At 70.3% G+C, this 22870-nt stretch carries 20 protein-coding genes and 1 riboswitch; of the genes, 13 read left to right on the top strand and 7 right to left on the bottom strand.

Going from position 1 to position 22870, the window contains the following annotated elements:
* The first annotated feature begins 18 nt into the window (after positions 1-18).
* Positions 19-912: a 1-aminocyclopropane-1-carboxylate deaminase/D-cysteine desulfhydrase gene (locus tag AB8Z36_RS04965; RefSeq protein ID WP_440581857.1), complete on the top strand. Its 894-nt coding sequence runs from the start codon at positions 19-21 to the stop codon at positions 910-912.
* A gap of 15 nt (positions 913-927) precedes the next feature.
* Here AB8Z36_RS04965 and AB8Z36_RS04960 read toward each other — a convergent pair whose 3' ends face one another.
* The gene (locus AB8Z36_RS04960) at positions 928-2526 is read right to left on the bottom strand and encodes a Na+/H+ antiporter (protein ID WP_369211927.1); all 1599 of its coding nucleotides are present in this window, start codon (positions 2524-2526) and stop codon (positions 928-930) included.
* Between the two features lie 46 nt (positions 2527-2572).
* Between AB8Z36_RS04960 and AB8Z36_RS04955 the strand changes: the two genes are divergently transcribed.
* From AB8Z36_RS04955 to AB8Z36_RS04945, 3 genes are all read left to right on the top strand, one after another.
* The gene (locus tag AB8Z36_RS04955; protein ID WP_369211926.1) at positions 2573-2833 is read left to right on the top strand and encodes a UBP-type zinc finger domain-containing protein; all 261 of its coding nucleotides are present in this window, start codon (positions 2573-2575) and stop codon (positions 2831-2833) included.
* Positions 2834-3077: 244 nt separating this feature from the next.
* Positions 3078-3491: an anti-sigma regulatory factor gene (locus AB8Z36_RS04950; RefSeq protein ID WP_030780840.1), complete on the top strand. Its 414-nt coding sequence runs from the start codon at positions 3078-3080 to the stop codon at positions 3489-3491.
* Positions 3380-4516, top strand: coding sequence for an RNA polymerase sigma factor SigF (locus AB8Z36_RS04945; protein ID WP_440581856.1), 1137 nt, complete (start codon positions 3380-3382; stop codon positions 4514-4516). Before AB8Z36_RS04950 ends, AB8Z36_RS04945 begins: the two co-directional genes overlap by 112 nt.
* Before the next feature lie 52 nt (positions 4517-4568).
* On the opposite strand, the gene AB8Z36_RS04940 is transcribed toward AB8Z36_RS04945, so the two are convergent.
* The gene (locus AB8Z36_RS04940; protein ID WP_369211924.1) at positions 4569-5027 is read right to left on the bottom strand and encodes a hypothetical protein; all 459 of its coding nucleotides are present in this window, start codon (positions 5025-5027) and stop codon (positions 4569-4571) included.
* An 80-nt stretch (positions 5028-5107) separates the two neighbouring features.
* On the opposite strand from AB8Z36_RS04940, the gene AB8Z36_RS04935 reads away from it, so the two are divergent.
* Positions 5108-6076 carry a diacylglycerol/lipid kinase family protein gene (locus AB8Z36_RS04935; protein WP_369211923.1) on the top strand — a complete coding sequence of 323 codons (969 nt, stop codon included), beginning with the start codon at positions 5108-5110 and terminating at the stop codon, positions 6074-6076.
* A 316-nt stretch (positions 6077-6392) separates the two neighbouring features.
* Entirely contained in the window at positions 6393-6650 is a 258-nt protein-coding gene (locus AB8Z36_RS04930) for a WhiB family transcriptional regulator (RefSeq protein ID WP_016639615.1), read from the top strand.
* Positions 6651-6875: 225 nt separating this feature from the next.
* Here AB8Z36_RS04930 and AB8Z36_RS04925 read toward each other — a convergent pair whose 3' ends face one another.
* Complete coding sequence (locus tag AB8Z36_RS04925; RefSeq protein ID WP_369211931.1) at positions 6876-8342, bottom strand: sensor histidine kinase; 1467 nt, start codon at positions 8340-8342, stop codon at positions 6876-6878.
* Positions 8343-8770: 428 nt separating this feature from the next.
* Between AB8Z36_RS04925 and nagB the strand changes: the two genes are divergently transcribed.
* Positions 8771-9556 carry a glucosamine-6-phosphate deaminase gene (gene nagB, locus AB8Z36_RS04920; RefSeq protein WP_369211922.1) on the top strand — a complete coding sequence of 262 codons (786 nt, stop codon included), beginning with the start codon at positions 8771-8773 and terminating at the stop codon, positions 9554-9556.
* 74 nt (positions 9557-9630) lie between these two features.
* Here the strand turns inward: nagB and AB8Z36_RS04915 are convergent, their stop codons facing one another.
* The 4 genes from AB8Z36_RS04915 to AB8Z36_RS04900 form a co-directional block, all read right to left on the bottom strand.
* On the bottom strand, positions 9631-11136 hold the full coding sequence (locus tag AB8Z36_RS04915; protein WP_369211921.1) for a glycoside hydrolase family 3 protein: 1506 nt from the start codon (positions 11134-11136) through the stop codon (positions 9631-9633).
* 8 nt (positions 11137-11144) lie between these two features.
* Positions 11145-11975 (bottom strand): carbohydrate ABC transporter permease, encoded by an 831-nt coding sequence (locus tag AB8Z36_RS04910; protein WP_369211920.1) that lies wholly within the window; start codon positions 11973-11975, stop codon positions 11145-11147.
* Positions 11972-12961, bottom strand: a complete 990-nt coding sequence (locus AB8Z36_RS04905) for a carbohydrate ABC transporter permease (RefSeq protein WP_369211930.1) — start codon at positions 12959-12961, stop codon at positions 11972-11974. The genes AB8Z36_RS04910 and AB8Z36_RS04905 overlap by 4 nt, the downstream gene beginning before the upstream one ends.
* A 94-nt stretch (positions 12962-13055) precedes the next feature.
* Positions 13056-14330, bottom strand: coding sequence for an extracellular solute-binding protein (locus AB8Z36_RS04900; protein WP_369211919.1), 1275 nt, complete (start codon positions 14328-14330; stop codon positions 13056-13058).
* A gap of 384 nt (positions 14331-14714) precedes the next feature.
* Between AB8Z36_RS04900 and AB8Z36_RS04895 the strand changes: the two genes are divergently transcribed.
* The 6 genes from AB8Z36_RS04895 to AB8Z36_RS04870 form a co-directional block, all read left to right on the top strand.
* Complete coding sequence (locus AB8Z36_RS04895; RefSeq protein ID WP_369211929.1) at positions 14715-15512, top strand: GntR family transcriptional regulator; 798 nt, start codon at positions 14715-14717, stop codon at positions 15510-15512.
* A 122-nt stretch (positions 15513-15634) separates the two neighbouring features.
* Positions 15635-17773: a carbon starvation CstA family protein gene (locus tag AB8Z36_RS04890; protein WP_369211918.1), complete on the top strand. Its 2139-nt coding sequence runs from the start codon at positions 15635-15637 to the stop codon at positions 17771-17773.
* Positions 17770-17970 (top strand): YbdD/YjiX family protein, encoded by a 201-nt coding sequence (locus tag AB8Z36_RS04885; protein WP_369211917.1) that lies wholly within the window; start codon positions 17770-17772, stop codon positions 17968-17970. Before AB8Z36_RS04890 ends, AB8Z36_RS04885 begins: the two co-directional genes overlap by 4 nt.
* 119 nt (positions 17971-18089) lie before the next feature.
* Entirely contained in the window at positions 18090-18359 is a 270-nt protein-coding gene (locus AB8Z36_RS04880) for a DUF3311 domain-containing protein (protein WP_369211916.1), read from the top strand.
* The gene (gene mctP, locus AB8Z36_RS04875; RefSeq protein ID WP_369211915.1) at positions 18356-20008 is read left to right on the top strand and encodes a monocarboxylate uptake permease MctP; all 1653 of its coding nucleotides are present in this window, start codon (positions 18356-18358) and stop codon (positions 20006-20008) included. The genes AB8Z36_RS04880 and mctP overlap by 4 nt, the downstream gene beginning before the upstream one ends.
* 106 nt (positions 20009-20114) lie before the next feature.
* Positions 20115-20237, top strand: a riboswitch (cobalamin riboswitch).
* Positions 20238-20366: 129 nt separating this feature from the next.
* Positions 20367-22870, top strand: a 2504-nt coding sequence (locus tag AB8Z36_RS04870; RefSeq protein WP_369211914.1) for a ribonucleoside-diphosphate reductase subunit alpha, incomplete at its 3' end; no start/stop codon positions are given.

The raw sequence follows: 22870 nt of genomic DNA, 5'->3' as shown, positions 1-22870 counted from the left end.
CCCGCGGCCCCGCGCCCCCTGCTGCCGTCCCCGCTCCAGCGGGTGGCGGACGACCGCTTCGAGCGCCACGGCGTCACGCTGCTGCTCAAGCGGGACGACCTGATCCACCCGGACCTGCCGGGCAACAAGTACCGCAAGCTGGTCCTCAACCTGTCGGCCGCCGCCGACGCCGGGCACGGCACCCTGCTCACCTTCGGCGGCGCCTACTCCAACCACCTGCGCGCCACGGCCGCCGCCGGCCGCCTCCTCGGCTTCACCACCATCGGCGTCGTACGCGGCGACGAGCTCGCCGGGCGCCCCTTGAACCCCTCTCTGGCCCGCTGCGCGGCCGACGGCATGCGGCTGCACTTCGTGGACCGGCCCACGTACCGCGCGAAGGGCGAGCCCGCGACGCTGGAGGCGATCCTGCGTGCGACGGACGCGCGCGACGCCTACGTGATCCCCGAGGGCGGCAGCAACGCCCTGGCCGTCCGGGGCTGCGCCGCGCTCGGCGACGAGCTGCGCGGGCACACCGACGTGGCGGCCGTGGCCTGCGGCACCGGCGGCACCCTCGCGGGCCTCGCCGCGGGGCTCGGCCCCGAGCGGCGGGCCCTTGGCATACCGGTGCTCAGGGGCGGCTTCCTCGGCCCGGAGATACGGGCGCTCCAGGAGCGGGCGCTCGGCGCGCCGACCGCCAACTGGAGCCTGGACGAGCGCTTCCACTGCGGGGGCTACGCCCGTACGCCCCCCGAACTGCTCGCCTTCGCCGCGGACTTCGAGCAGCGGCACGGCTCGGCGACGGGTCTCGCCGTGGAGCGGATCTACGTCGCCAAGCTCCTGCACGCCCTGACCGCCCTCACCGAAGAGGGCGCCTTCCCGCCCGGCACCCGGCTGACCGCGGTCATCACCGGCACCGGGCGGGACCCGGCCTGAGCCGCGCGGGCGGGGCTACTCGTCCACCTCGCGGTGGACGGCCGCCTCCTCCAGGTCGAGCTTGCGCAGCAGCGTCCGCATCATCTCGTCGTCGATGCGCCGCTCGTCCCGCATCCGCACGAAGACCTCGCGCTCCGCGGCGATCGCCTCGCGCGCCAGACGGCGGTAGGTGTCGTCCGCCGACTCGCCCGTCACGGGGTTGGGCTGGCCGAGCCGCTCCCACACGGAGTTGCGGCGGCGCTCCAGAACGGTGCTCAGACGGTCCTGGAGGGGCTGTGGGAGGCAGTTGCGCTCATCCTCCATGAGTTCCCGCACCCGCTCCTCCGCGGCTTGTGAGGCGGCGTTCTGCGCCTGCGCCTCGGCGAGCGTCTGGGTCTGGCTGTCCCGGCCCGGCAGTTTCAGGACACGGATCAGCCCCGGCAGCGAGAGTCCCTGCACGACGAGCGTGCCGATGACCGTGGTGAAGGTCAGGAACAGGACAAGGTTGCGCGCGGGGAAGGGCTCCCCGTCGTCCATCACGAGCGGGATCGAGAAGGCGATCGCCAGCGAGACCACGCCCCGCATCCCCGCCCAGCTCACGATGAGCGGCCTGCGCCAGTCCAGGTCGTCCTCGCGCGCCCTGATCCGCTTCGAGAGGGCGCGCGGCAGATAGGTCGCCGGATAGGACCACACGAAGCGGATCACCACGACGAAGACGAAGACGCCGACGGCGTACCAGGCGGCCTGGCCGACGCTGTACTCGCCGAGCCCCTTGAGCACGACGGGCAGTTGCAGGCCGATGAGCGCGAAGACCGCGGACTCCAGGATGAAGGCGACCACCCGCCACACCGCGGCCTCCTGGAGCCGCGTCTCGAAGTCGACCTGCCAGGAGCGGTGCCCGAGGTAGAGGGCGACGACGACCACGGCGAGCACTCCGGAGGCACCCACCTGCTCGGCGGCGGCGTACGCGACGAAGGGGATGAGCAGCGACAGCGTGTTCTGGAGCATCGCCTCCTTGAGGTGCGTGCGCAGCCAGTGGATCGGCACCATCAGGATCAGCCCCACGCCGACCCCGCCGACCGCGGCCATGAGGAACTCCCGGACACCGCCCGACCAGCTCGCACCCTCGCCGACGGCCGCCGCGAGGGCGACCTTGTAGGCGGTGATCGCGGTCGCGTCGTTCACCAGGGACTCGCCCTGGAGGATGGTGGTGATCCTGGACGGCAGGCCGACCCTGCGCGCGATGGCGGTCGCCGCGACGGCGTCCGGCGGCGCGATCACGGCGCCGAGCACGAGCGCGGCGGTCAGCGGCAGGTCGGGGATGAGCAGGTAGGCGAGCCAGCCGACGGCCACGGTGGCGAACAGCACATAGCCGACGGAGAGCAGCGCGACGGGTCTGAGGTTGGCGCGCAGGTCCAGGTAGGAGCTCTCCAGGGCGGCCGTGTGCAGCAGCGGCGGCAGGATCAGCGGCAGCACGACGTGCGGGTCGAGGTGGTAGTCGGGCACTCCGGGCACGTACGCGGCGACGAGCCCCGCACCGACCAGGAGCAGCGGTGCCGGTACCGGCGTCCTGCGCGCGGCCCCCGCCACCACGGCGCTCGCCGCGACCAATGCCACCAGGGGCAGTACATCCATCGGCAGACCCCTCCGCCTTCCGCTTTCCCGACGTAACCTGGCAATCATGAACGAGTGCCCGCACGTCGCCGCGCTGCCCCACCCCGAGGTGTCCCCCCTGAGCGACACGTGCCTGGAGTGCCGTGCGGCCGGCACCCACCCCGTCCAGCTGCGGCTCTGCCTGGAGTGCGGGCACGTGGGCTGCTGCGACTCGTCGCCGTTCCAGCACGCGACGGCTCACTTCAGGGAGACCTCACACGCAGTGATGAGGACCTTCGAGCCCGGCGAGAGCTGGCGCTGGTGCTTCGTGGACGGTTCGATCGTCTGACGCCTGGGTACTTCAACCCGGCACCCGTTCTTTCCAATTGCGCCCGCCGAACCCCTAGCCACTGTGCGTACTCATATGCTTACTATGAGTGACAGCATCGGGGCGGGGTCCCCGGGACACGGAGCTGGGGATCGCGGTAGCGTCACCGCAGAACTACGTGGTGCGTCACCCGTGTGACGCAGGCCGGACCACCGCCGACGGTGGCCGGAGCCCCGAAAGTGCTTGTACCACCTTGGAGGTGAGGGTGTCCCAGATCGCAGGCGAGCCCGGAAATCAGGACTTCGTGGAGGTCCGCCTTCCGGCTGCGGGTGCCTACCTGTCGGTGCTGCGGACGGCGACGGCCGGCCTCGCGGCGCGTTTGGACTTCACTCTCGACGAGATCGAGGACCTCCGCATCGCGGTCGACGAGGCCTGCGCGATCCTCTTGCAGCAGGCCGTGCCCGGCTCGGTGCTCAGCTGCGTCTTCCGGCTCGTCGACGACTCGTTGGAGGTGACGGTCTCGGCGCCCACGACCGACGGCCGGGCCCCGGAGCGGGACACCTTCGCCTGGACTGTGCTGTCGGCCCTGGCGGGCCAGGTGGACTCCACCGTCGCCGAGGACAACACCGTCTCTATCAGCCTCTACAAGAAGCGCGGCGCGGGACCCGGGCCGGCGTGAACGGAGACGGGCCGGTGCGGGACGAAGAGCGCGGCACACAGAGTCTGCCCGTCGACGGCAGGGAGGGGGTGCGCCGTATGACCACCGGAATCCCCGAGCAGCAGGCAAAACCGCACCCGGAGGACCCCGAGCAGTCGGGTCCGCTGACGGTGGCCGATGTGTCGGAGCAGGCAGAGCCGACCGCCAGGGACGAGTTCGAGCAGCTCTCCGGCCGGGGCGGCGGGCGACGGGCGGGAAACATGAGCGAGCACGAGCACAGCCGGCACGATCCTCGGGACCGGAGCAGCGCACGCGCGATGTTCGTCGAGCTGCGCGCCCTGGAGAACAGCAGTCGGGAGTACGCGGAGCTGCGCAACCAGCTCGTCCGCATGCACCTGCCGCTCGTCGAGCACCTGGCCCGCCGCTTCCGCAACCGCGGCGAGCCGCTCGACGACCTGACCCAGGTCGCCACGATCGGCCTGATCAAGTCCGTCGACCGGTTCGACCCGGAGCGCGGCGTGGAGTTCTCGACGTACGCGACCCCGACGGTCGTCGGCGAGATCAAGCGGCACTTCCGCGACAAGGGGTGGGCGGTCCGCGTCCCGCGGCGCCTCCAGGAGCTGCGCCTGTCGCTCACCACGGCGACGGCCGAGCTGTCCCAGATGCACGGCCGCTCCCCCACCGTGCACGAGCTCGCGGAGAAGCTGGCCATCTCCGAGGAGGAGGTCCTGGAGGGCCTGGAGTCGGCGAACGCCTACTCCACGCTGTCCCTGGACGTCCCCGACACGGACGACGAGTCACCGGCCGTCGCGGACACCCTGGGCGCTGAGGACGAGGCCCTGGAGGGCGTCGAGTACCGCGAGTCGCTCAAGCCGCTCCTGGAGGACCTGCCGCCGCGCGAGAAGCGCATCCTGCTGCTCCGCTTCTTCGGGAACATGACGCAGTCGCAGATCGCACAGGAGGTCGGCATCTCGCAGATGCACGTCTCGCGCCTGCTGGCCCGGACCCTGGCCCAGCTCCGCGAGAAGCTCCTCGTCGAGGAGTGAGCCGGGCGGCCGGGGAGTGAGCCGGGCGCGGGCCCGGCAGTGAGGTGCGGGGCTACTTCTGGTCCCGCACGCCGCCGGGGCCCCGGATGCCCAGGGCCTCGGTCGTCGCCGGATGGACGAGCAGCACGAGCGAGGCGACCGCCACGGCCGCGAGGGCGATGCCCGCGGGGATCGCGGCGCTGTCGGCCTGGAGGAGCTGCCAGGCCACCGGCAGCGCCATGATCTGCGTGATGATCGCGGGCCCGCGGCTCCACCGGCGCAGCTTGAGCAGCCCGCGCGCGGCGAGCAGCGGCAGCAGGGCGAGGACGATCAGCGTGATGCCGCCGGTCTCCGCCTGCCGCGGATTGTCGGGCGATCCCGCGAGCCCCATCACGAGCATGTACACACCCCCGGCGACCAGGGCGAGGCCCTCCAGCGCGGACAGGGCCGCGGCGGCGGTGAGCCGCCCGGGACGCGGACCCGGCACGGCCGGCTCCGGGGCTTCGGGGGTGGTCTTCCGCTCAGTACTCACTCCAGCAGGGTAGCTCTGGGCGCCCGTGCGCCGGCACCTCGGTCTGGGCCGCCCGGTGGGGGCTAGGTACCCTGCTGAGCATGCGTGCACTTCTCGTGGTCAACCCGGCGGCAACCACCACCAGTGCGCGTACGCGTGACGTCCTGGTTCACGCACTGGCGAGCGAGATGAAGCTCGACGCGGTGACGACGGAGTACCGGGGTCACGCCAGAGACCTCGGCAGGCAGGCCGCGGAGAGCAAGGACATCGAGCTGGTCGTCGCTCTCGGTGGCGACGGCACCGTCAACGAAGTCGTCAACGGACTGCTGCACCACGGACCCGACCCGGACCACCTCCCCCGCCTCGCCGTCGTCCCCGGCGGCTCCACCAACGTCTTCGCGCGCGCCCTCGGCCTGCCGAACGACGCCGTGGAGGCCACCGGCGCCCTGCTCGACGCGCTGCGCGAGGGCAGCGAGCGCACGGTGGGCCTCGGCATCGCGGGCGGCACGCCGGGCACGGAGGACGAGGCGGTGCCCTCGCGCTGGTTCACGTTCTGCGCCGGTCTCGGTTTCGACGGCGGCGTGGTCGGCCGGGTCGAACAGCAGCGTGAGCTCGGCAGGCGCTCCACCCATGCGCTGTACGTCCGCCAGGTGCTGCGGCAGTTCCTCGACGAGCCCCACCGGCGCCGCGGCATGATCACCCTTGAGCGGCCCGGCGAGGACCCGGTGACGGACCTGGTGATGTCGATAGTCTGCAACACCTCGCCCTACTCCTACCTGGGCAATCGTCCGCTGTACGCGTCCCCGCGGGCGTCCTTCGACACCGCTCTTGACGTCCTCGGTCTGAAGCGGCTCTCGACGGCCGCGGTGGCCCGTTACGGCACGCAGCTCCTGACGTCGACGCCCGAGCGCGGACCGCACGGTAAGCACGCGGTCACGCTCCACGACCTCACGGACTTCACCTTGCATTCAAAGGTTCCACTGCCCCTTCAAATGGACGGTGACCACTTGGGGCTGCGTACGAGCGTGACGTTCACAGGCGTTCGCCGTGCACTGCGTGTGATTGTGTGAGTAGAAGGGCCGAAAGTCCTTTCACTCGAACGTTTAGACCAGGATCCACCCCATGGAAGTACGGCTGTGACCCAGTCGACACAGAGGAATCAAAAAAAACTTTCCGGAAGGGGTTGTATCCGCCGCCGAGGTTTGCGAATCTCTACATGGCGATCGGGACGGCCCGCAACATCGGCCCCACAGATAGCCAGAACCCCTCCTCCTTTACAGGTCCACACCAGGCAACTGGGCGTCGGCCCTTCCTGTGTCGAGGGATTCGTGAAAGCGTTCACATTCACAAGCAACCTGAATGTAATACCAAGGAGAGGTAGCAGCCATGGACTGGCGTCACAACGCCGTTTGCCGCGAGGAAGACCCCGAGCTCTTCTTCCCCATCGGCAACACCGGTCCTGCGCTGCTGCAGATCGAGGAAGCCAAGGCCGTCTGCCGCCGCTGCCCCGTCATGGAGCAGTGCCTGCAGTGGGCGCTTGAGTCCGGCCAGGACTCCGGCGTCTGGGGTGGCCTCAGCGAGGACGAGCGCCGCGCAATGAAGCGCCGCGCCGCTCGCAACCGTGCACGCCAGGCCAGCGCCTGACGCCCACACCCCCGACGAGCCTGAGCTTGGCGGCGCGTACAGCGCGTACGCATCTCCCGCCCCCGAGCCGCAGCCGCGCAGTACCCCCGATGCGCATCGCAACGTGAGCAGTGAGCCCCGGACCACTTCGGTCCGGGGCTCACTGCTGTGCCGTGGCCTTCGCGCCCCACCGTGGCTTTCGCACCACTCGCGCGGGCAGCGGGCAGCGGGCGAGGGGACGCGCTACTACTTGTCGCCGCGGATCGGGACGTCGAGGACGACCCGGGTGCCGCGCTCGGGGGCGCGGACCATGTCGAAGCCGCCGCCGAGCTCCCCCTCCACGAGGGTGCGGACGATCTGGAGGCCGAGGTTGCCGGAGCGGTGCGGGTCGAAGTCGTCCGGCAGACCGACGCCGTCGTCCTGGACGGTGATCAGCAGCCGTACGTCCTTGCTCGTGCCGCCGCGCACCGCCGAGACCTCGACCGTGCCGGTGTCCCCCTCCCGGAACCCGTGCTCCAGGGCGTTCTGGAGGATCTCCGTGAGGACCATCGACAGCGGTGTCGCCACCTCCGCGTCGAGGATGCCGAAGCGCCCGGTGCGCCGGCCCGTGACCTTGCCGGGCGAGATCTCGGCGACCATCGCGAGGACCCGGTCGGCGATCTCGTCGAACTCCACGCGCTCGTCGAGGTTCTGCGAGAGCGTCTCGTGGACGATCGCGATGGAGCCCACCCGGCGCACCGCCTCCTCCAGCGCCTCCCTGCCCTTGGCCGAGTCGATGCGGCGGGCCTGGAGGCGCAGCAGCGCGGCGACCGTCTGGAGATTGTTCTTGACCCGGTGGTGGATCTCCCGGATGGTCGCGTCCTTGGTGATCAACTCCCGCTCCCGGCGGCGGAGTTCGGTGACGTCGCGCAGGAGTACGAGGGAACCGATGCGCGGCCCCTTGGGCTTGAGCGGGATCGCGCGGAGCTGGATCACCCCGTCGCCGCCCTCGATCTCGAACTCGCGCGGCGCCCAGCCGCTCGCGACCTTGGCCAGGGCCTCGTCCACCGGTCCGCGCGAGGGAGCGAGTTCGGCGGTGGCCCGGCCCAGGTGGTGGCCGACCAGGTCGGCGGCGAGGCCGAGGCGGTGGTAGGCGGAGAGCGCGTTCGGCGAGGCGTACTGGACGATGCCGTCGGCGTCGAGCCGGAGCAGACCGTCCCCCACCCGCGGCGACGCGTCCATGTCCACCTGCTGCCCGGGGAAGGGAAACGATCCGGCGGCGATCATCTGTGCCAGGTCGGAGGCCGACTGGAGGTAGGTCAGCTCAAGGCGTGACGGCGTGCGGACCGTCAGCAGGTTGGTGTTGCGGGCGATCACTCCCAGGACGCGCCCCTCCCGCCGTACGGGAATGGACTCCACCCGGACCGGGACCTCCTCGCGCCACTCGGGGTCGCCCTCGCGGACGATGCGGCCCTCGTCGAGGGCCGCGTCCAGGAGGGGGCGCCTGCCGCGCGGGACGAGGTGGCCGACCATGTCGTCCTGGTAGGAGGTGGGGCCCGTGTTGGGCCGCATCTGCGCCACCGAGACATAGCGGGTGCCGTCCCGGGTGGGAACCCAGAGCACCAGGTCGGCGAAGGAGAGGTCGGAGAGCAGCTGCCACTCCGAGACCAGCAGGTGCAGCCACTCGAGGTCGGAGTCACCGAGAGCGGTGTGCTGGCGTACGAGGTCGTTCATGGAGGGCACGAGTGCGAGCGTACCTTTCGCGGCCGGCGGCTCCCGTCGAGCCGCGGCGCCAGGGCGGGACCCTCAACCCGCCCACGGCACCGCAGCTCTTCAGGTGCATCGGCCGCCAGAATGTGCGGTACTGGACGGCCGATCGGGAGGACCCGGCGCGGTCAGGGCAGAGAGCGCCGGTTCCTCGGTCCGCCCTCCTGTGCGGGGAGAGCGGAGGCTTTACCCTCGCATTGTGGACTAGACCATTCTCCGATGTCTACGCGTGGGCAGATCTTTGTTCTCGTCTCTTCCTCCGAGATGCGCACCCCTCGGGGTCATGTTCCCTTCTCCGTCAGTCCACCCCCCGGCGGCCCAGCTCTGCTAGATTGGTCTATACCACCCTTCCGTACCACCTTCACAGAGCCCCTCTCCAGATCGGCAGGCCCAGCGTGGAAGTTGTCATCGTCCCGGACGCCACGGCAGGCGGCGAGCTCATCGCGGAGGCCATGGCCGCCCTGGTGCGCCGTAAGCCTGACGCCCTGCTCGGTGTCGCCACCGGATCCACCCCGCTGCCCATCTACCAGGCGCTGGCCGCCAAGGTCGCCGCCGGTGAGGTGGACGCCTCGCGCGCGCGTATCTGCCAGCTCGACGAGTACGTGGGGCTGCCCCCGGGGCACCCCGAGTCGTACCGCTCCGTCGTGCTGCGCGAGGTCGTCGAGCCGCTCGGGCTGAGCGAGGACGCCTTCATGGGCCCGAACGGCAGCGCCAAGGACGTGCAGTCGGCGTGCGTGCAGTACGACAAGGCGCTAGCCGAGGCCGGTGGCGTCGATCTCCAGCTCCTCGGGATCGGCACCGACGGTCACATCGGGTTCAACGAACCGTGCTCGTCCCTCGCCTCGCGTACGCGGATCAAGACGCTGACGGAGCAGACGCGGGTGGACAACGCGCGCTTCTTCGACGGGGACATCGAGCAGGTCCCGCACCACGTGATCACGCAGGGCATCGGCACCATCCTGGAGGCGCGCCACCTGGTGCTGCTCGCCACGGGTGAGGGCAAGGCCGACGCCGTGGCCGCGACGGTCGAGGGTCCCGTCGCCTCGGTGGTCCCCGCCTCCGCCCTTCAGCTGCACCCGCACGCCACGGTCGTCGTGGACGAGGCCGCCGCCTCGAAGCTGAAGCTCGCCGACTACTTCCGGCACACCTACGCCAACAAGCCCGACTGGCAAGGCCTGTAAGCCCGGTGAGCGGCACCGCACGCGCGTAGGGGCGCCTCCCGGCCGGGAGGCGCCCCTGCTGCGTACCGGGTGGGTCAGCTCGCGGTGAGGACCTCCGCCGCCGCCTCGCCGCACACCCGCGCCGCACCGCGCGTCGCGATGTGCAGGGCGCCGACCGGGGCGGACTGCGGTACGCCCATCTCGACCACGATCGTGTCGGGGCGGGCGGCGAGCAGGGTGGTCAGGGCCGCGGACATCCAGGCGTGGCGGTGGGCGTCACGGACGACCGCCACGATGCGCCGGTCCCCCGCGTCGGCGAGGGCGTCGGCGCCCGCCGTGCCGCCGGAGAAGGTGCCGGAGCGGGTCCCGGGCAGCCTGCGCTCCAGCTCCGCGGTGACGCCCCACGGGGTCTCGTCGCCGACCGCGATGTTCGGCAGCGGACTGAAGGTGGCTACGTAGGGCGCCGCGGTGAGCGGCGCGGCGTAGGTCTCACCGCGGGTGACCGTCAGCGCGCGGCGGGCCGCCACCAGGCCGATCCCGGTGTCGGGCGCGCCCCCCGAACGACCGGCCGCGCCCGACACCTCCGCCGACGCGGTCCAGCCCGCGAGGGCGCGCACGCGCTCGGCCGCCTCGGCCAGGCGCTCCTCGGGCAGCTCGCCCGAGCGCACCGCCGCGACGAAGGCGTCCCGCAGCCGCAGCACGGTCCCCTCGTCCGAGGGGCCGCCGCCCGTGCAGATCGCGTCGGCGCCCGCGGCGATGGCGAGGACGCAGCCGCGCTCGAAGCCGTAGGTGCCCGCGATGGCCTGCATGTCCATGCCGTCGGTGACGATGAGCCCCTCGTAGCCGAACTCCTCGCGGAGCAGGCCGGTGAGGATGCGGCGGGAGAGCGTTCCGGGGTTGTCCGGGTCCAGGGCCGGGGCCAGGACGTGGGCGCTCATCACGGCCCGGGTGCCCGCCGCGAGCGCCGCGCGGAAGGGCGCGAGGTCACGGGAGTTCAGGACGTCCCTGTCGACGTCGATGACCGGCACGGAGTGGTGCGAGTCGATCGCCGTGTCGCCGTGCCCGGGGAAGTGCTTGGCCGAGGTGGCGACGCCGGAGGACTGCATGCCCTCGACGTAGGCGGCGGTGTGCCGGGCGACGAGCTCGGGGTCGGCGCCGAAGGAGCGTACGCCGATGACCGGGTTGTCGGGGTTGGCGTTGACGTCGGCCGAGGGCGCCCAGTTGAAGTTGATGCCGCAGGCGGCGAGACGGCGGCCGAGGTCGGCGGCGACCTCGCGGGTCAGCGCCGTGTCGTCGACGGCGCCGAGCGCGTGGTTGCCCGGGTAGGAGGAGCCGGTGCGCACCTCAAGGCGGGTGACGTCGCCGCTCTCCTCGTCGATGGCGATCAGGAGGTCGTCGCGTTGGGCGCGCAGCTGTGCGGTGAGCGCGGTGACCTGCTCGGCGGTCCGCACGTTGCGGCCGAAGAGGCTGACGGAGGCGAGGCCCTCGTCGATCCGGTGGCGTACCCAGTCCGGCACGGTGGCGGTGCCGTCGAAGCCGGGCTGGAGGACGGCGAGGGCGTTGCGGGTGAGGGTGTCACCGGCGTGCGTGAGTGTCGTCATGTGCAGAGCTATCCCTTCACTGCGCCGTCGGTCAGGCCGCTGACGGCCCTGCGCTGCAGGAAGACGAAGAGGATGAGGATCGGGATGGCGAAGAGCGAGGCCGCGGCCATGGTGGCGCCCCAGTCGTCGCCGAAGGCGGTCTGGAAGCTGGACAGCCAGATCGGGAGGGTCTTGGCCTCCGCCTCCTTGTTGAGCACGAGGGCCAGCGGGAACTCGTTCCAGGCGGTGATGAAGCCGAAGAGCGAGGTGGACATCAGGCCCGGCGCGAGCAGCGGCAGGATGACCCGGCGGAAGGCCTGCATACGGGTGCAGCCGTCGACCATGGCGGACTCCTCCAGCTCCTTGGGCACGGCGGCGACGAAGCCGCGCAGCGTGAGGAGGGTGAAGGGCAGGATCATCACCATGTAGAACAGGGTGAGCGGGATCAGGCTGTTCAGCATGTCCGCGTCGCGCACGATGATGTAGATCGCGATGACCATGACTTCCCAGGGCGCCATCTGCGCCAGCATGAAGCCGACGATGAAGCCGCGCCGCCCCTTGAACCGCATCCGGGCCAGGGCGAACGCCGCGGTCACGCCGATGATCAGCGAGAAGACGACGGCGAGGACCGTGACGGTGATCGAGTTGCCGACCATGGTCCAGAAGTGGTCGGCGTCCATCGCCGTCCTGAAGTGCTCGAACGTGGCGTCCGTCGGGAACCAGACGGGGTTCTCGCTGATGATGTCGCCGGTCGGCTTGAAGGCCGTCGCGAACATCCAGTAGACGGGGAAGACGAAGAAGAGGGTGAGGACGACGGCGGTCAGGTTGGGCCAGATCCGGCCGAGCAGCGAGCGCTTCACAGCTCGTCCTCCTCTTGCTTGAGCACGATCCGCAGGTAGTACGAGGTGATGGCCAGCAGGATGACGATGGTCAGCAGCGCGATGGCCGCGCCCATGCCGAAGTGCTGGTTGCCCATGCCCTCGATGTAGGCGTAGACGGGCAGGATCTCGGTGAGCCGGTCCGGGCCGCCCTCGTTGAGGGTGAAGACCTGGACGAACGCCTTGAAGACCCAGATGATCTCCAGGAACGTCGTGGCGTAGAGGAAGGGCCGCAGGTACGGCATCGTCACCGAGGTGAACTGCTTCCGGGCGCCGGCGCCGTCGAGCGAGGCGGCCTCGTACAGCTCCTTGGGGATGGTGGTCGTGGCCGCGTAGAGGTTGATCGCCACGAAGGGGATCGACTGCCAGACGATGAGCAGCAGGACCACGAAGAAGGTCGAGTACTGCGAGGCAAGCCAGTCGTGGTCGGCCATCGACTCGAAGCCGATCTTGGCGAGCACCCAGTTGACGACGCCGAAGCGCTGGGCGAACAGCCACTGGTAGACGGTGGTCGAGGCGACGACCGGCATCGCCCAGGCGAGCACGAGTCCGACCATGAGCAGCGTGCGCATCTTCCGGCCGAGCCGGGCGAGGAGCAGTCCGACCAGGGTGCCGAGCACCATGATCAGGACGACGTTGGCGGCGGTGAAGACGACCGAGCGTCCGGTGACCCGCCAGAAGTCCTCGCCGGTGAGGACCTCCTTGTAGTTGTCGAACCCGTTCCACTCCGTGAGATGGAGGATGAACTGCCTCATGTTGAGGTTCTGGAACGACAGGATCCCGTTGTTGACCAGAGGCCAGCCGAGCAGCAGCAGGGTGGCGACGATCGCGGGGGCAAGGAGCAGATAGGGCGCCAGCCCGGCGAGACGCCCGGGCTCCTTGCGCGGGGCACCCGGTCGAGGCCCGCCTGCCGGTGTCTGCACCTCCGTCGGGCCGGAGGGCGGCCGTTCGGTCTTCTGCACGGTCATGCTCGCCATCTCTTTCGTGGGCATCGCGGTAAGCAGAGGTGTGCCGGGGGCGGCGGGGGCACATCACCCGCCGCCCCCGGCAAGTGGGGCGTTCTTACTGCTTCTGCGACAGGCGCTTGTTGAGCTCGCCCTCGACCTGCTTGGCGGCCGCCGCGGGGGACTTACCGTTGAGCACCGCGGTCATGTAGTTCTTGATCGGGTTCGGCGGGTTCTCCACCGCGCCCCACTCCGGGATCAGCGGGGTGGTGCCACCGCCGGCGGCGGCGGGAGCGGCGGCCTCGGCGGCCGGGTTGCCCTTGAGGTTGGACTCCAGGGCCTTCTTGTTCGGGATCGTGCCGCCTTCCTTGGCGAACTGGCCCTCGAACTTGTCGGACAGCGCGATCTTGAGGAACTCCTTGGCGAGCTCCTGCTTCTTGCTGGTCGCGGCGATGGCGAGGTTCGAGCCGCCGAGGAAGACGCCCTCGGGCTTGTCGGCCGTCTCACCGGGGATCGTGAAGAAGCCGATGTCCTTCTCGATCTTCGGGTTGGCCTTGACGGCGGTGGGGGCTTCCCAGCTCATGCCGATGAAGGCGCCGGTCTTGCCCTTGGCGAAGACCTCGGCCTGCTGCGGGGTGGCCTCGTCCTTGTTCTTGGGGGCCTTGGAGAGGTCCGCGAACTGCTTGTAGGTCTTCATGGCCTTGGCGACCTTCGGGTCACCCAGGTTGGAGACGTACTTGTCGCCGTCCTTCTTGACCAGCTCGGCGCCCTCACCGATGGTCAGGCCGACGAAGTGGTACCAGTTCTGGCCGGGCAGGTAGATCGGCTCGGCGTCGGTCTTCTCGCCGATCTGCTTGAGGTCCTTGAGGAACTCGGCGCGGGTCTTCGGAAGCTCCTTGATGCCGGCGTCGGCCCAGATCTTCTTGTTGTAGACCACGACGCGGTTCAGGACGAACCACGGGGCGGCGTACTGCTTGCCGTCGATGACCGAGGCCTTGTTCATCGACTCGGTCCAGTCGGCGCCGATGGACTCCTTGAGGTCACCGAGTTCGGCGAGGCCGCCCGTCTTGGCGTAGGCCGCCGTCTGGGTGTTGCCAATCTCGAAGACGTCCGGCGGGTTCTCCTCGGAGAGGGCGGTGGTCAGCTTCTGCTGGATGCCGTTCCACTGCTGGACCTCGAACTTCAGCTTCGCGCCGGTCTTCTTCTCGAAGGCGGCCGTGACGTCCTTCTGCCACTGGTCGGGCGTCGAGCCGTCCATCGCCCAGAGCGTCAGCGTCTCGCCCTTGAAGCCGTCGGCCCCCCCGGCCTTGTTGTCGTCGCCGTCGCCGCCGCACGCCGCGACCGAGACCAACATGCCCGCGACACCGATGGCCGCCATGAGCTTGCGATTCACGTCATCCTCCTCAAGGGATGCCAGTCAACCCCCCACCCGCAGCGACCGAATGGACCGAGATCTGCCCGTGGGACTGGAACCTGGTCTTTAATGGTGTAGACCAGTACGGGGAGCTTGGCCTAGACCTATTGGGGTGTCAAGGGTGTATAAGAAGGGCTGTCACGTCCGTTATCGGACCGACACCTGAGGAGCCGGGATCCCCCTCCGCACCTCGACTTTTCGTCGGGTGACTTTCGTTCGGGCGACTTTCGTTCGAGCAGGGGGACCCAGGGCCGTACCGTGCCACGATGTGAGCCGCGACAGACGGAGGAGCCGGTGACGGCAGCAGCACAGGAGCCGAACCAGTCGCTGAAGAGCGGCGACCGGGAGACGGGTGGGCGGACCATGGGCACCGAGGCGGGCAGCACCAGGACGGACGCGGGCGCGCCCGCGGCGACGGACATCGCGAGCGCCCCGAGCGTCGGCCGCACCGCGCGCGTGCCGAAGTACTACCGCCTCAAGCGCCACCTCCTGGACATGACGGAGACGCTGCCGCCCGGCACGCCCGTCCCCCCTGAGCGCACGCTCGCCGCCGAGTTCGACACCTCGCGCACGACGGTCCGCCAGGCCCTCCAGGAGCTGGTCGTCGAGGGCCGCCTTGAGCGCATCCAGGGCAAGGGCACCTTCGTCGCCAAGCCCAAGGTGTCGCAGGCCCTCCAGCTCACCTCGTACACCGAGGACATGCGCGCCCAGGGCCTTGAGCCGACCTCGCAGCTCCTGGACATCGGCTACATCACCGCCGACGACACCCTGGCCGGGCTGCTCGACATCAGCGCGGGCAGCCGGGTCCTGCGCATCGAACGGCTCCGGCTGGCCAACGGCGAGGCGATGGCCATAGAGACCACGCACCTCTCCGCCAAGCGCTTCCCCGCGCTGCGCCGCTCCCTGGTCAAGTACACCTCGCTCTACACCGCGCTCGCCGAGGTCTACGACGTGCACCTCGCCGAGGCCGAGGAGACCATCGAGACCTCGCTGGCCACCCCGCGCGAGGCGGGCCTGCTCGGCACCGACGTCGGCCTGCCGATGCTGCTGCTCTCCCGGCACTCCCTGGACGGCGGGGGCCGCCCCGTGGAGTGGGTGCGCTCGGTCTACCGCGGCGACCGCTACAAGTTCGTGGCCCGCCTGAAGCGGCCGGCGGACTGAGCGCTCACGACCGCCGTCGTCCCGCACTCCCCCGGCGCAACTTGCGTACGCACCCTGGCGCGGACCACGCCACTGCCCTACGTTCCTGACGTCATCGCAGGGATGAACGGGAGGGCGGCCCGGTGCGCACAGCGAATCCCCGATCCATCGTCGTCTGGAGCCTCGTCGCGCTGGTCGGCGCCGCGGGCTGGAGCGTCCTCGCGCTGGCGCGCGACGAGGAGGTGTCGGCCGCCTGGATGGTGGCGGCGGCCCTCGGCTCGTACGCCATCGCGTACCGCTTCTACTCCAAGTTCGTCGCGTACAAGGTCCTGAAGGTCGACGGGACGCGGGCGACGCCCGCCGAGCGGCTCGACAACGGCATCGACTTCCACCCGACCGACCGCCGCGTCCTGCTCGGCCACCACTTCGCGGCGATCGCGGGGGCGGGGCCGCTGGTCGGACCGGTCCTCGCCGCACAGATGGGGTATCTGCCCGGCACCATCTGGATCATCGTCGGCGTGATCTTCGCCGGGGCCGTGCAGGACATGGTCGTGCTGTTCTTCTCCACCCGGCGGGACGGCAAGTCGCTCGGGCAGATGGCGCGCGAGGAGATCGGCCCGTTCGGCGGGGCCGCCGCGCTGCTCGCCGCCTTCGCCATCATGATCATCCTGCTCGGGGTGCTCGCGCTGGTGATCGTCAACGCGCTCGCCGAGTCGCCGTGGGGCACCTTCTCCATCGCGATGACCGTCCCGATCGCCCTGTTCATGGGCTTCTACCTGCGGGTCCTGCGCCCCGGCCGGGTCAGCGAGGTCTCCCTCATCGGCATCGCGCTGCTGCTGCTCGCACTGGTCGCGGGACGCTGGGTCGCGGAGTCCTCGCTCGCCGGCACCTTCACGCTCGCGCCATCGACCCTGGTGATCTGGCTGGTCGCGTACGGATTCATCGCCTCGATCCTGCCGGTGTGGATGCTGCTCGCGCCGCGCGACTACCTCTCGACCTTCATGAAGATCGGCACCATCCTGCTGCTCGCCCTCGGCGTGGTGCTCACCCTGCCGACGCTGAAGATGGACCCGGTGACCGACTTCGCCTCGCGGGGCGACGGCCCCGTCTTCGCGGGCTCGCTCTTCCCCTTCGTCTTCATCACCATCGCCTGCGGTGCGCTCTCCGGCTTCCACGCGCTGATCTCCTCGGGCACGACGCCGAAGATGATCCAGAAGGAGACGCAGGTCCGGATGATCGGCTACGGCTCCATGCTGATGGAGTCGGCCGTCGCGATCATGGCGCTCGTCGCCGCGTCGATCATCGACCCCGGGCTGTACTTCGCGATGAACGCGCCCGCGGGCGTCGTCGGCGACACCGTCCAGGAGGCGTCGAAGGCGGTCGCGAACTTCGGGTACTCCATCTCGCCCGCCGACCTCGCCCGCGCCGCCCAGCAGGTCGAGGAGAACTCGCTGCTCTCGCGCACGGGCGGCGCGCCCACGCTGGCGATCGGTGTCTCCGAGATCTTCTCCAAGGTCACCGGCGGCTCGATGCGGGCCTTCTGGTATCACTTCGCGATCATGTTCGAGGCGCTGTTCATCCTGACCGCGCTCGACGCGGGCACGCGCGTGGGCCGCTTCATGCTCCAGGACATGCTCGGCAATGTGTACAAGCCGTTCAGGAACGTCAGCTGGAAGCCGGGCCTCGTCCTGACCAGCGCCGCCGTCACCGGCCTGTGGGGCTACTTCCTCTGGGTCGGCGTGCACGAGCCGCTCGGCGGGATCAACCAGCTCTTCCCGATCTTCGGCATCGCCAACCAGCTCCTCGCCGCCGTCGCCCTCGCCGTCTGCACCACGCTGCTCGTGAAGTCGGGACGCCTGAAGTGGGCGTGGATCACCGGGATACCGCTCGCCTGGGACGCCACGGTGACGCTCACCGCGAGCTGGCAGAAGGTGTTCTCCAGCGACCCCCGCGTGGGCTTCTTCCAGCAGCGCTCCGACTACCAGGACGCCATCGAGGCGGGCAAGGTCCTGCCACCCGCCAAGTCCATGGACGACATGCACACGGTCGTCACCAACTCCACGGTGGACGGGGTGATCTCGGCGGTCCTCGCCCTGCTCATCGTCGTGGTGATCCTGGACGCGGCCCGGATCTGCGTCCGGCACATCCGCGATCCCCTGGCCTCCCGGCTGAGCGAGGCGCCGTACGTGGAGTCGAGGACCACCGCCCCGGCCGGGCTCTTCCCGACCCGCGAGGAGAAGGCGGAGGCCCGGCGGCTGAAGGAACCGGCGGCCCGCCCATGACCGCGCTGCTGCTGCGCGCCCTGCGCTGGATCCGGTGGTACGTCCGCGAACTCACCGGCGAGTCGGCGTACGAGCGGTATGTGGCGCACCTGCGCAAGGAGCATCCGGCCGCCGCCGTGCCCGACCGCGGGGAGTTCGAGCGGATGCGGACACAGCGGCAGGAGTCGGACCCCCGACAGGGCTTCCACTGCTGCTGAACAGGCACGTCGCGGTTCGAGTCCCGTCCGTTATCCGGACAGGGGTTCCAAAGCGCGAGACTCTCGCTTAGATTTCCCGCACGTTAAGCATGGGATAAGTGAGGGAACGGAGCCGCGATATGTCAGATGCGCCTGAAGTGAACAGACCGGTGGTCACGCCGGTCCGCGTGGTCATCGCCGTCTGCCTTGTCGCGCCGTTCGTGGCGATGCTCTGGGTGAGCTCCTACGCGAAGGTCGACCCGGCCTTCATCGGCATCCCGTTCTTCTACTGGTACCAGATGCTGTGGGTCGTCATCTCCACGGCGCTCACGATGATCGCCTACAAGCTGTGGCAGTGTGACCAGCGCGCCCGCAAGGCCGAGCAGGTTCAGGGGGGTGCGGGCCGATGAACGTCCTCGCAGCCGGCACCGGCGGTGTCAACGGCGTCGCACTCGCCGTCTTCATCTTCTTCTTCGTCGCGGTCACCGTCATGGGCTTCCTCGCCGCCCGCTGGCGCAAGGCCGAGAACGAGCACAGCCTCGACGAATGGGGCCTCGGCGGACGCTCGTTCGGCACCTGGGTCACCTGGTTCCTGCTCGGCGGCGACCTCTACACCGCGTACACCTTCGTCGCCGTCCCCGCGGCGATCTACGCGGCGGGCGCGGCCGGGTTCTTCGCGGTGCCGTACACGATCCTCGTCTACCCGCTGATCTTCACCTTCCTGCCGCGGCTCTGGTCGGTCTCGCACAAGCACGGCTACGTGACGACCTCGGACTTCGTGCGCGGGCGCTTCGGCTCCAAGGGGCTCTCCCTGGCGGTCGCCGTCACCGGCATCCTCGCCACGATGCCGTACATCGCGCTCCAGCTCGTCGGCATCCAGGCGGTGCTCGACGTGATGGGCGTCGGCGGCGGACCCGACACCAACTGGTTCATCAAGGACCTGCCGCTCCTGATCGCCTTCGCGGTGCTCGCCGCGTACACGTACTCCTCGGGTCTGCGCGCCCCGGCCCTGATCGCGTTCGTGAAGGACGGCCTGATCTACCTGGTGATCGCGGTGGCGATCATCTACATCCCGATCAAGCTGGGCGGCTTCGACGAGATCTTCCGGGCGGCCGACGCCAAGTTCTCCGCCGTCAACGACGCCGCGGGCAAGCCCGTCGCGGGTCTCGCGCCGGGTGAGGCGGGGCAGTGGACCTACGCCACGCTGGCCCTCGGCTCCGCGCTCGCGCTCTTCATGTACCCGCACTCGATCACGGCGACGCTCTCCTCCAAGAGCCGCGACGTGATCCGCCGCAACACCACGATCCTGCCGCTGTACTCGCTGATGCTCGGGCTGCTCGCCCTGCTCGGTTTCATGGCGATCGCGGCCGGGGTCAAGGTGGAGAACGGGCAGCTCGCGATCCCGCAGCTCTTCGAGAACATGTTCCCCGACTGGTTCACGGGCGTCGCGTTCGCGGCGATCGGCATCGGCGCGCTCGTCCCCGCCGCCATCATGTCCATCGCCGCCGCGAACCTTTTCACCCGCAACATCTACAAGGACTTCCTCAAGCCGGACGCGACGCCCGAGCAGGAGACCAAGGTCTCCAAGCTGGTCTCGCTCCTGGTGAAGGTGGGCGCGCTCGCCTTCGTCCTCACCATGGACAAGACCGTCGCGATCAACTTCCAGCTGCTTGGCGGCATCTGGATCCTCCAGACGATGCCCGCGCTGGTCGGCGGTCTCTTCACCCGCTGGTTCCACCGCTGGGCGCTGCTCGCCGGATGGGCGGTCGGCATGCTCTACGGCACGCTCGCCGCGTACGGGGTCGCCTCGCCGACGCAGAAGCACTTCGGCGGCTCCTCCGACGAGATCCCCGGCATCGGCGAGATCGGCTACATCGGTCTCACCGCGTTCGTCCTGAACGTCATCGTGACGGTCGTCCTCACCTTCGTCCTGAAGGCCGTGAACGCCCCCGACGGCATCGACGAGACCTCGCCCGAGGACTACACCGCGGACGCGGGCGACCCCGGCGTCGTCGAGGAACTGCCCCCGGCCACGGTGGGGGCGCCGGGCGGGCACTGACCCCTCCCCGTGTACATCGTGCGGGCCGCCGGAAGATTCCGGCGGCCCGTTCTCGTACTCTCCGACACAAGATGTGGGGCTGTCACCCAGAGCCAGCACAAGATGTATGCTCGTGCTCGCTGTCGCCGCAGGGGAATCCGGTGCAAGTCCGGAACTGTCCCGCAACGGTGGACGTGTACGCATTTGGCGTACGCGGAGTCCGAAGACCTGCCGGCAGCGCACCCGTGCCGTCCGGCCCGGGTGCCGACCGTCCGGGCCTCGTGGAGTGGGCCGGTGGACGTGGTGCACCGCCCCGCGCGCGTGTACCCGTGTGCCCTTTCCCTCCCCTGGCCCAGAGCCGAGCGAGGGAGTGCCCCACGTGACCATCGCGCCTGCCGAACCAGCGTCAGCGACCAAGCCGCCGACCGCCGAGGGTGCCGAAGGAACCGAAGGACCGGGAGCCGCGCTGCTGCGCACCCTGACCGACCTCACCGCCGACCTCCCCGACGCCGACCCCGGCCGGGTCGCCGCCGCGGCGCTGCGGGGCCGCTCGGCCCGTGCCGACGAGACGGAGCTGCGGGAGCTGGCCACCGAGGCCGCCGCGGGGCTCATCTCCGAGGACCCGGAGTACTCCAGGCTGGCGGCCAGGCTGCTCTCGATCGGCATCCGCGAGGAAGCGGCGACGCAGGGCGTGCGCTCCTTCACCGGCTCCATCGCGGTGGGCCACCGCGAGGGCCTGATCGCCGACCGCACGGCGTCCTTCGTGACGGAGCACGCCGACCGGCTCGACGCGCTGGTGGACGCCGCGCTCGCGGACGGCGCCGACTTCCGCTTCGGCTACTTCGGCCTGCGCACCCTGCACAGCCGCTATCTGCTGCGCCACCCCCTCACCCGGCAGGTCATCGAGACCCCGCAGCACTTCATGCTCCGGGTGGCCTGCGGCCTCGCCGAGGACGACAGCGCGCGGGCCCTCGACGAGGTCGCCGCGCTGTACGGCCTGATGAATCGCCTGGACTACCTGCCGTCGTCGCCGACGCTCTTCAACTCGGGCACCCGGCACCCGCAGATGTCCTCCTGCTACCTCCTCGACTCGCCCCTGGACGAGCTGGACTCCATCTACGACCGCTACCACCAGGTCGCGCGCCTCTCCAAGCACGCGGGCGGCATCGGACTCTCCTACTCCCGCATCCGCTCCCGGGGTTCGCTGATCCGCGGCACGAACGGGCACTCCAACGGCATCGTGCCGTTCCTGAAGACCCTGGACGCCTCGGTCGCCGCCGTGAACCAGGGCGGCCGCCGCAAGGGCGCCGCCGCGGTCTACCTGGAGACCTGGCACTCCGACATCGAGGAGTTCCTGGAGCTGCGCGACAACACCGGTGAGGACGCGCGCCGCACGCACAACCTCAACCTCGCGCACTGGATCCCGGACGAGTTCATGCGCCGGGTCGCCGCCGACCAGGAGTGGTCGCTGTTCTCCCCCGCCGACGTGCCCGAGCTCGTCGACCTGTGGGGCGAGGAGTTCGACGCCGCCTACCGCGCGGCCGAGGCCGCCGGGCTCGCCAGGAAGGCGATGCCCGCGCGTGAGCTGTACGGCCGCATGATGCGCACGCTCGCGCAGACCGGCAACGGCTGGATGACGTTCAAGGACGCCGCCAACCGCACCGCCAACCAGACGGCGGAGCCCGGCCACACCGTGCACTCCTCCAACCTCTGCACCGAGATCCTGGAGGTCACCGACGACGGCGAGACGGCCGTCTGCAACCTCGGCTCGGTGAACCTCGGCGCCTTCGTGGACCGCGAGTCCGGCGACGTCGCCTGGGACCGGCTGGACGAGACCGTCCGTACGGCCGTCACCTTCCTCGACCGCGTCGTCGACATCAACTTCTACCCGACCGAGCAGGCCGGGCGCTCCAACGCCAAGTGGCGGCCCGTCGGGCTCGGCGCGATGGGCCTCCAGGACGTCTTCTTCCAGCTCAAGCTTCCCTTCGACTCCCCCGAGGCGCGTGCGCTCTCCACCCGTATCGCCGAGCGCATCATGCTCGCCGCGTACGAGGCCTCCGCCGACCTCGCCGAGCGGAACGGGCCGCTGCCCGCGTGGGAGAAGACCCGCACCGCGCGCGGCGTCCTGCACCCCGACCACTACGGCGTCGAGCTCGCCTGGCCGGAGCGCTGGGCGGCCCTGCGGGCCCGTATCGCGAAGACCGGCATGCGCAACTCGCTGCTCCTCGCCATCGCGCCGACCGCGACCATCGCGTCCATCGCCGGTGTCTATGAGTGCATCGAGCCGCAGGTCTCCAACCTCTTCAAGCGCGAGACGCTCAGCGGTGAGTTCCTCCAGGTCAACGCCTATTTGGTCGAGGAGCTGAAGCGGCTCGGCGTCTGGGACGCGCAGACCCGCGAGGCGCTGCGCGAGGCCAGCGGCTCGGTGCAGGGCTTCAGCTGGATCCCCGAGGACGTGCGCACGCTGTACCGCACCGCGTGGGAGATCCCGCAGCGCGGCCTCATCGACATGGCCGCCGACCGCACCCCGTTCCTCGACCAGGCGCAGTCGCTCAACCTGTTCCTGGAGACGCCGACCATCGGCAAGCTCTCCTCGATGTACGCCTACGCCTGGCAGCGCGGCCTGAAGACCACGTACTACCCCCCCCCCCCCCCCCCCCCCCCCCCCCCCCCCCCCCCCCCCCCCCCCCCCCCCCCCCCCCCCCCCCCCCCCCCCCCCCCCCCCCCCCCCCCCCCCCCCCCCCCCCCCCCCCCCCCCCCCCCCCCCCCCCCCCCCCCCCCCCCCCCCCCCCCCCCCCCCCCCCCCCCCCCCCCCCCCCCCCCCCCCCCCCCCCCCCCCCCCCCCCCCCCCCCCAAGCTCTCCTCGATGTACGCCTACGCCTG

The sequence above is a fragment of the Streptomyces flavofungini genome (assembly GCF_041028215.1).
GTDB classification, from domain to species: Bacteria; Actinomycetota; Actinomycetes; order Streptomycetales; family Streptomycetaceae; genus Streptomyces; species Streptomyces flavofungini_B.
This window is presented reverse-complemented; position numbering and strand designations above follow the sequence as displayed.

Coding starts and splice junctions, on each gene's coding strand:
- AB8Z36_RS04930 (WP_016639615.1), top strand. CDS start 6,393: ATGGACTGGCGTCACAACGCCGTTTGCCGCGAGGAAGACCCCGAGCTC.
- AB8Z36_RS04935 (WP_369211923.1), top strand. CDS start 5,108: ATGCGTGCACTTCTCGTGGTCAACCCGGCGGCAACCACCACCAGTGCG.
- AB8Z36_RS04895 (WP_369211929.1), top strand. CDS start 14,715: ATGGGCACCGAGGCGGGCAGCACCAGGACGGACGCGGGCGCGCCCGCG.
- AB8Z36_RS04880 (WP_369211916.1), top strand. CDS start 18,090: ATGTCAGATGCGCCTGAAGTGAACAGACCGGTGGTCACGCCGGTCCGC.
- AB8Z36_RS04925 (WP_369211931.1), bottom strand. CDS start 8,342: ATGAACGACCTCGTACGCCAGCACACCGCTCTCGGTGACTCCGACCTC.
- AB8Z36_RS04955 (WP_369211926.1), top strand. CDS start 2,573: ATGAACGAGTGCCCGCACGTCGCCGCGCTGCCCCACCCCGAGGTGTCC.
- mctP (WP_369211915.1), top strand. CDS start 18,356: ATGAACGTCCTCGCAGCCGGCACCGGCGGTGTCAACGGCGTCGCACTC.
- AB8Z36_RS04905 (WP_369211930.1), bottom strand. CDS start 12,961: ATGACCGTGCAGAAGACCGAACGGCCGCCCTCCGGCCCGACGGAGGTG.
- AB8Z36_RS04885 (WP_369211917.1), top strand. CDS start 17,770: ATGACCGCGCTGCTGCTGCGCGCCCTGCGCTGGATCCGGTGGTACGTC.
- AB8Z36_RS04915 (WP_369211921.1), bottom strand. CDS start 11,136: ATGACGACACTCACGCACGCCGGTGACACCCTCACCCGCAACGCCCTC.
- AB8Z36_RS04960 (WP_369211927.1), bottom strand. CDS start 2,526: ATGGATGTACTGCCCCTGGTGGCATTGGTCGCGGCGAGCGCCGTGGTG.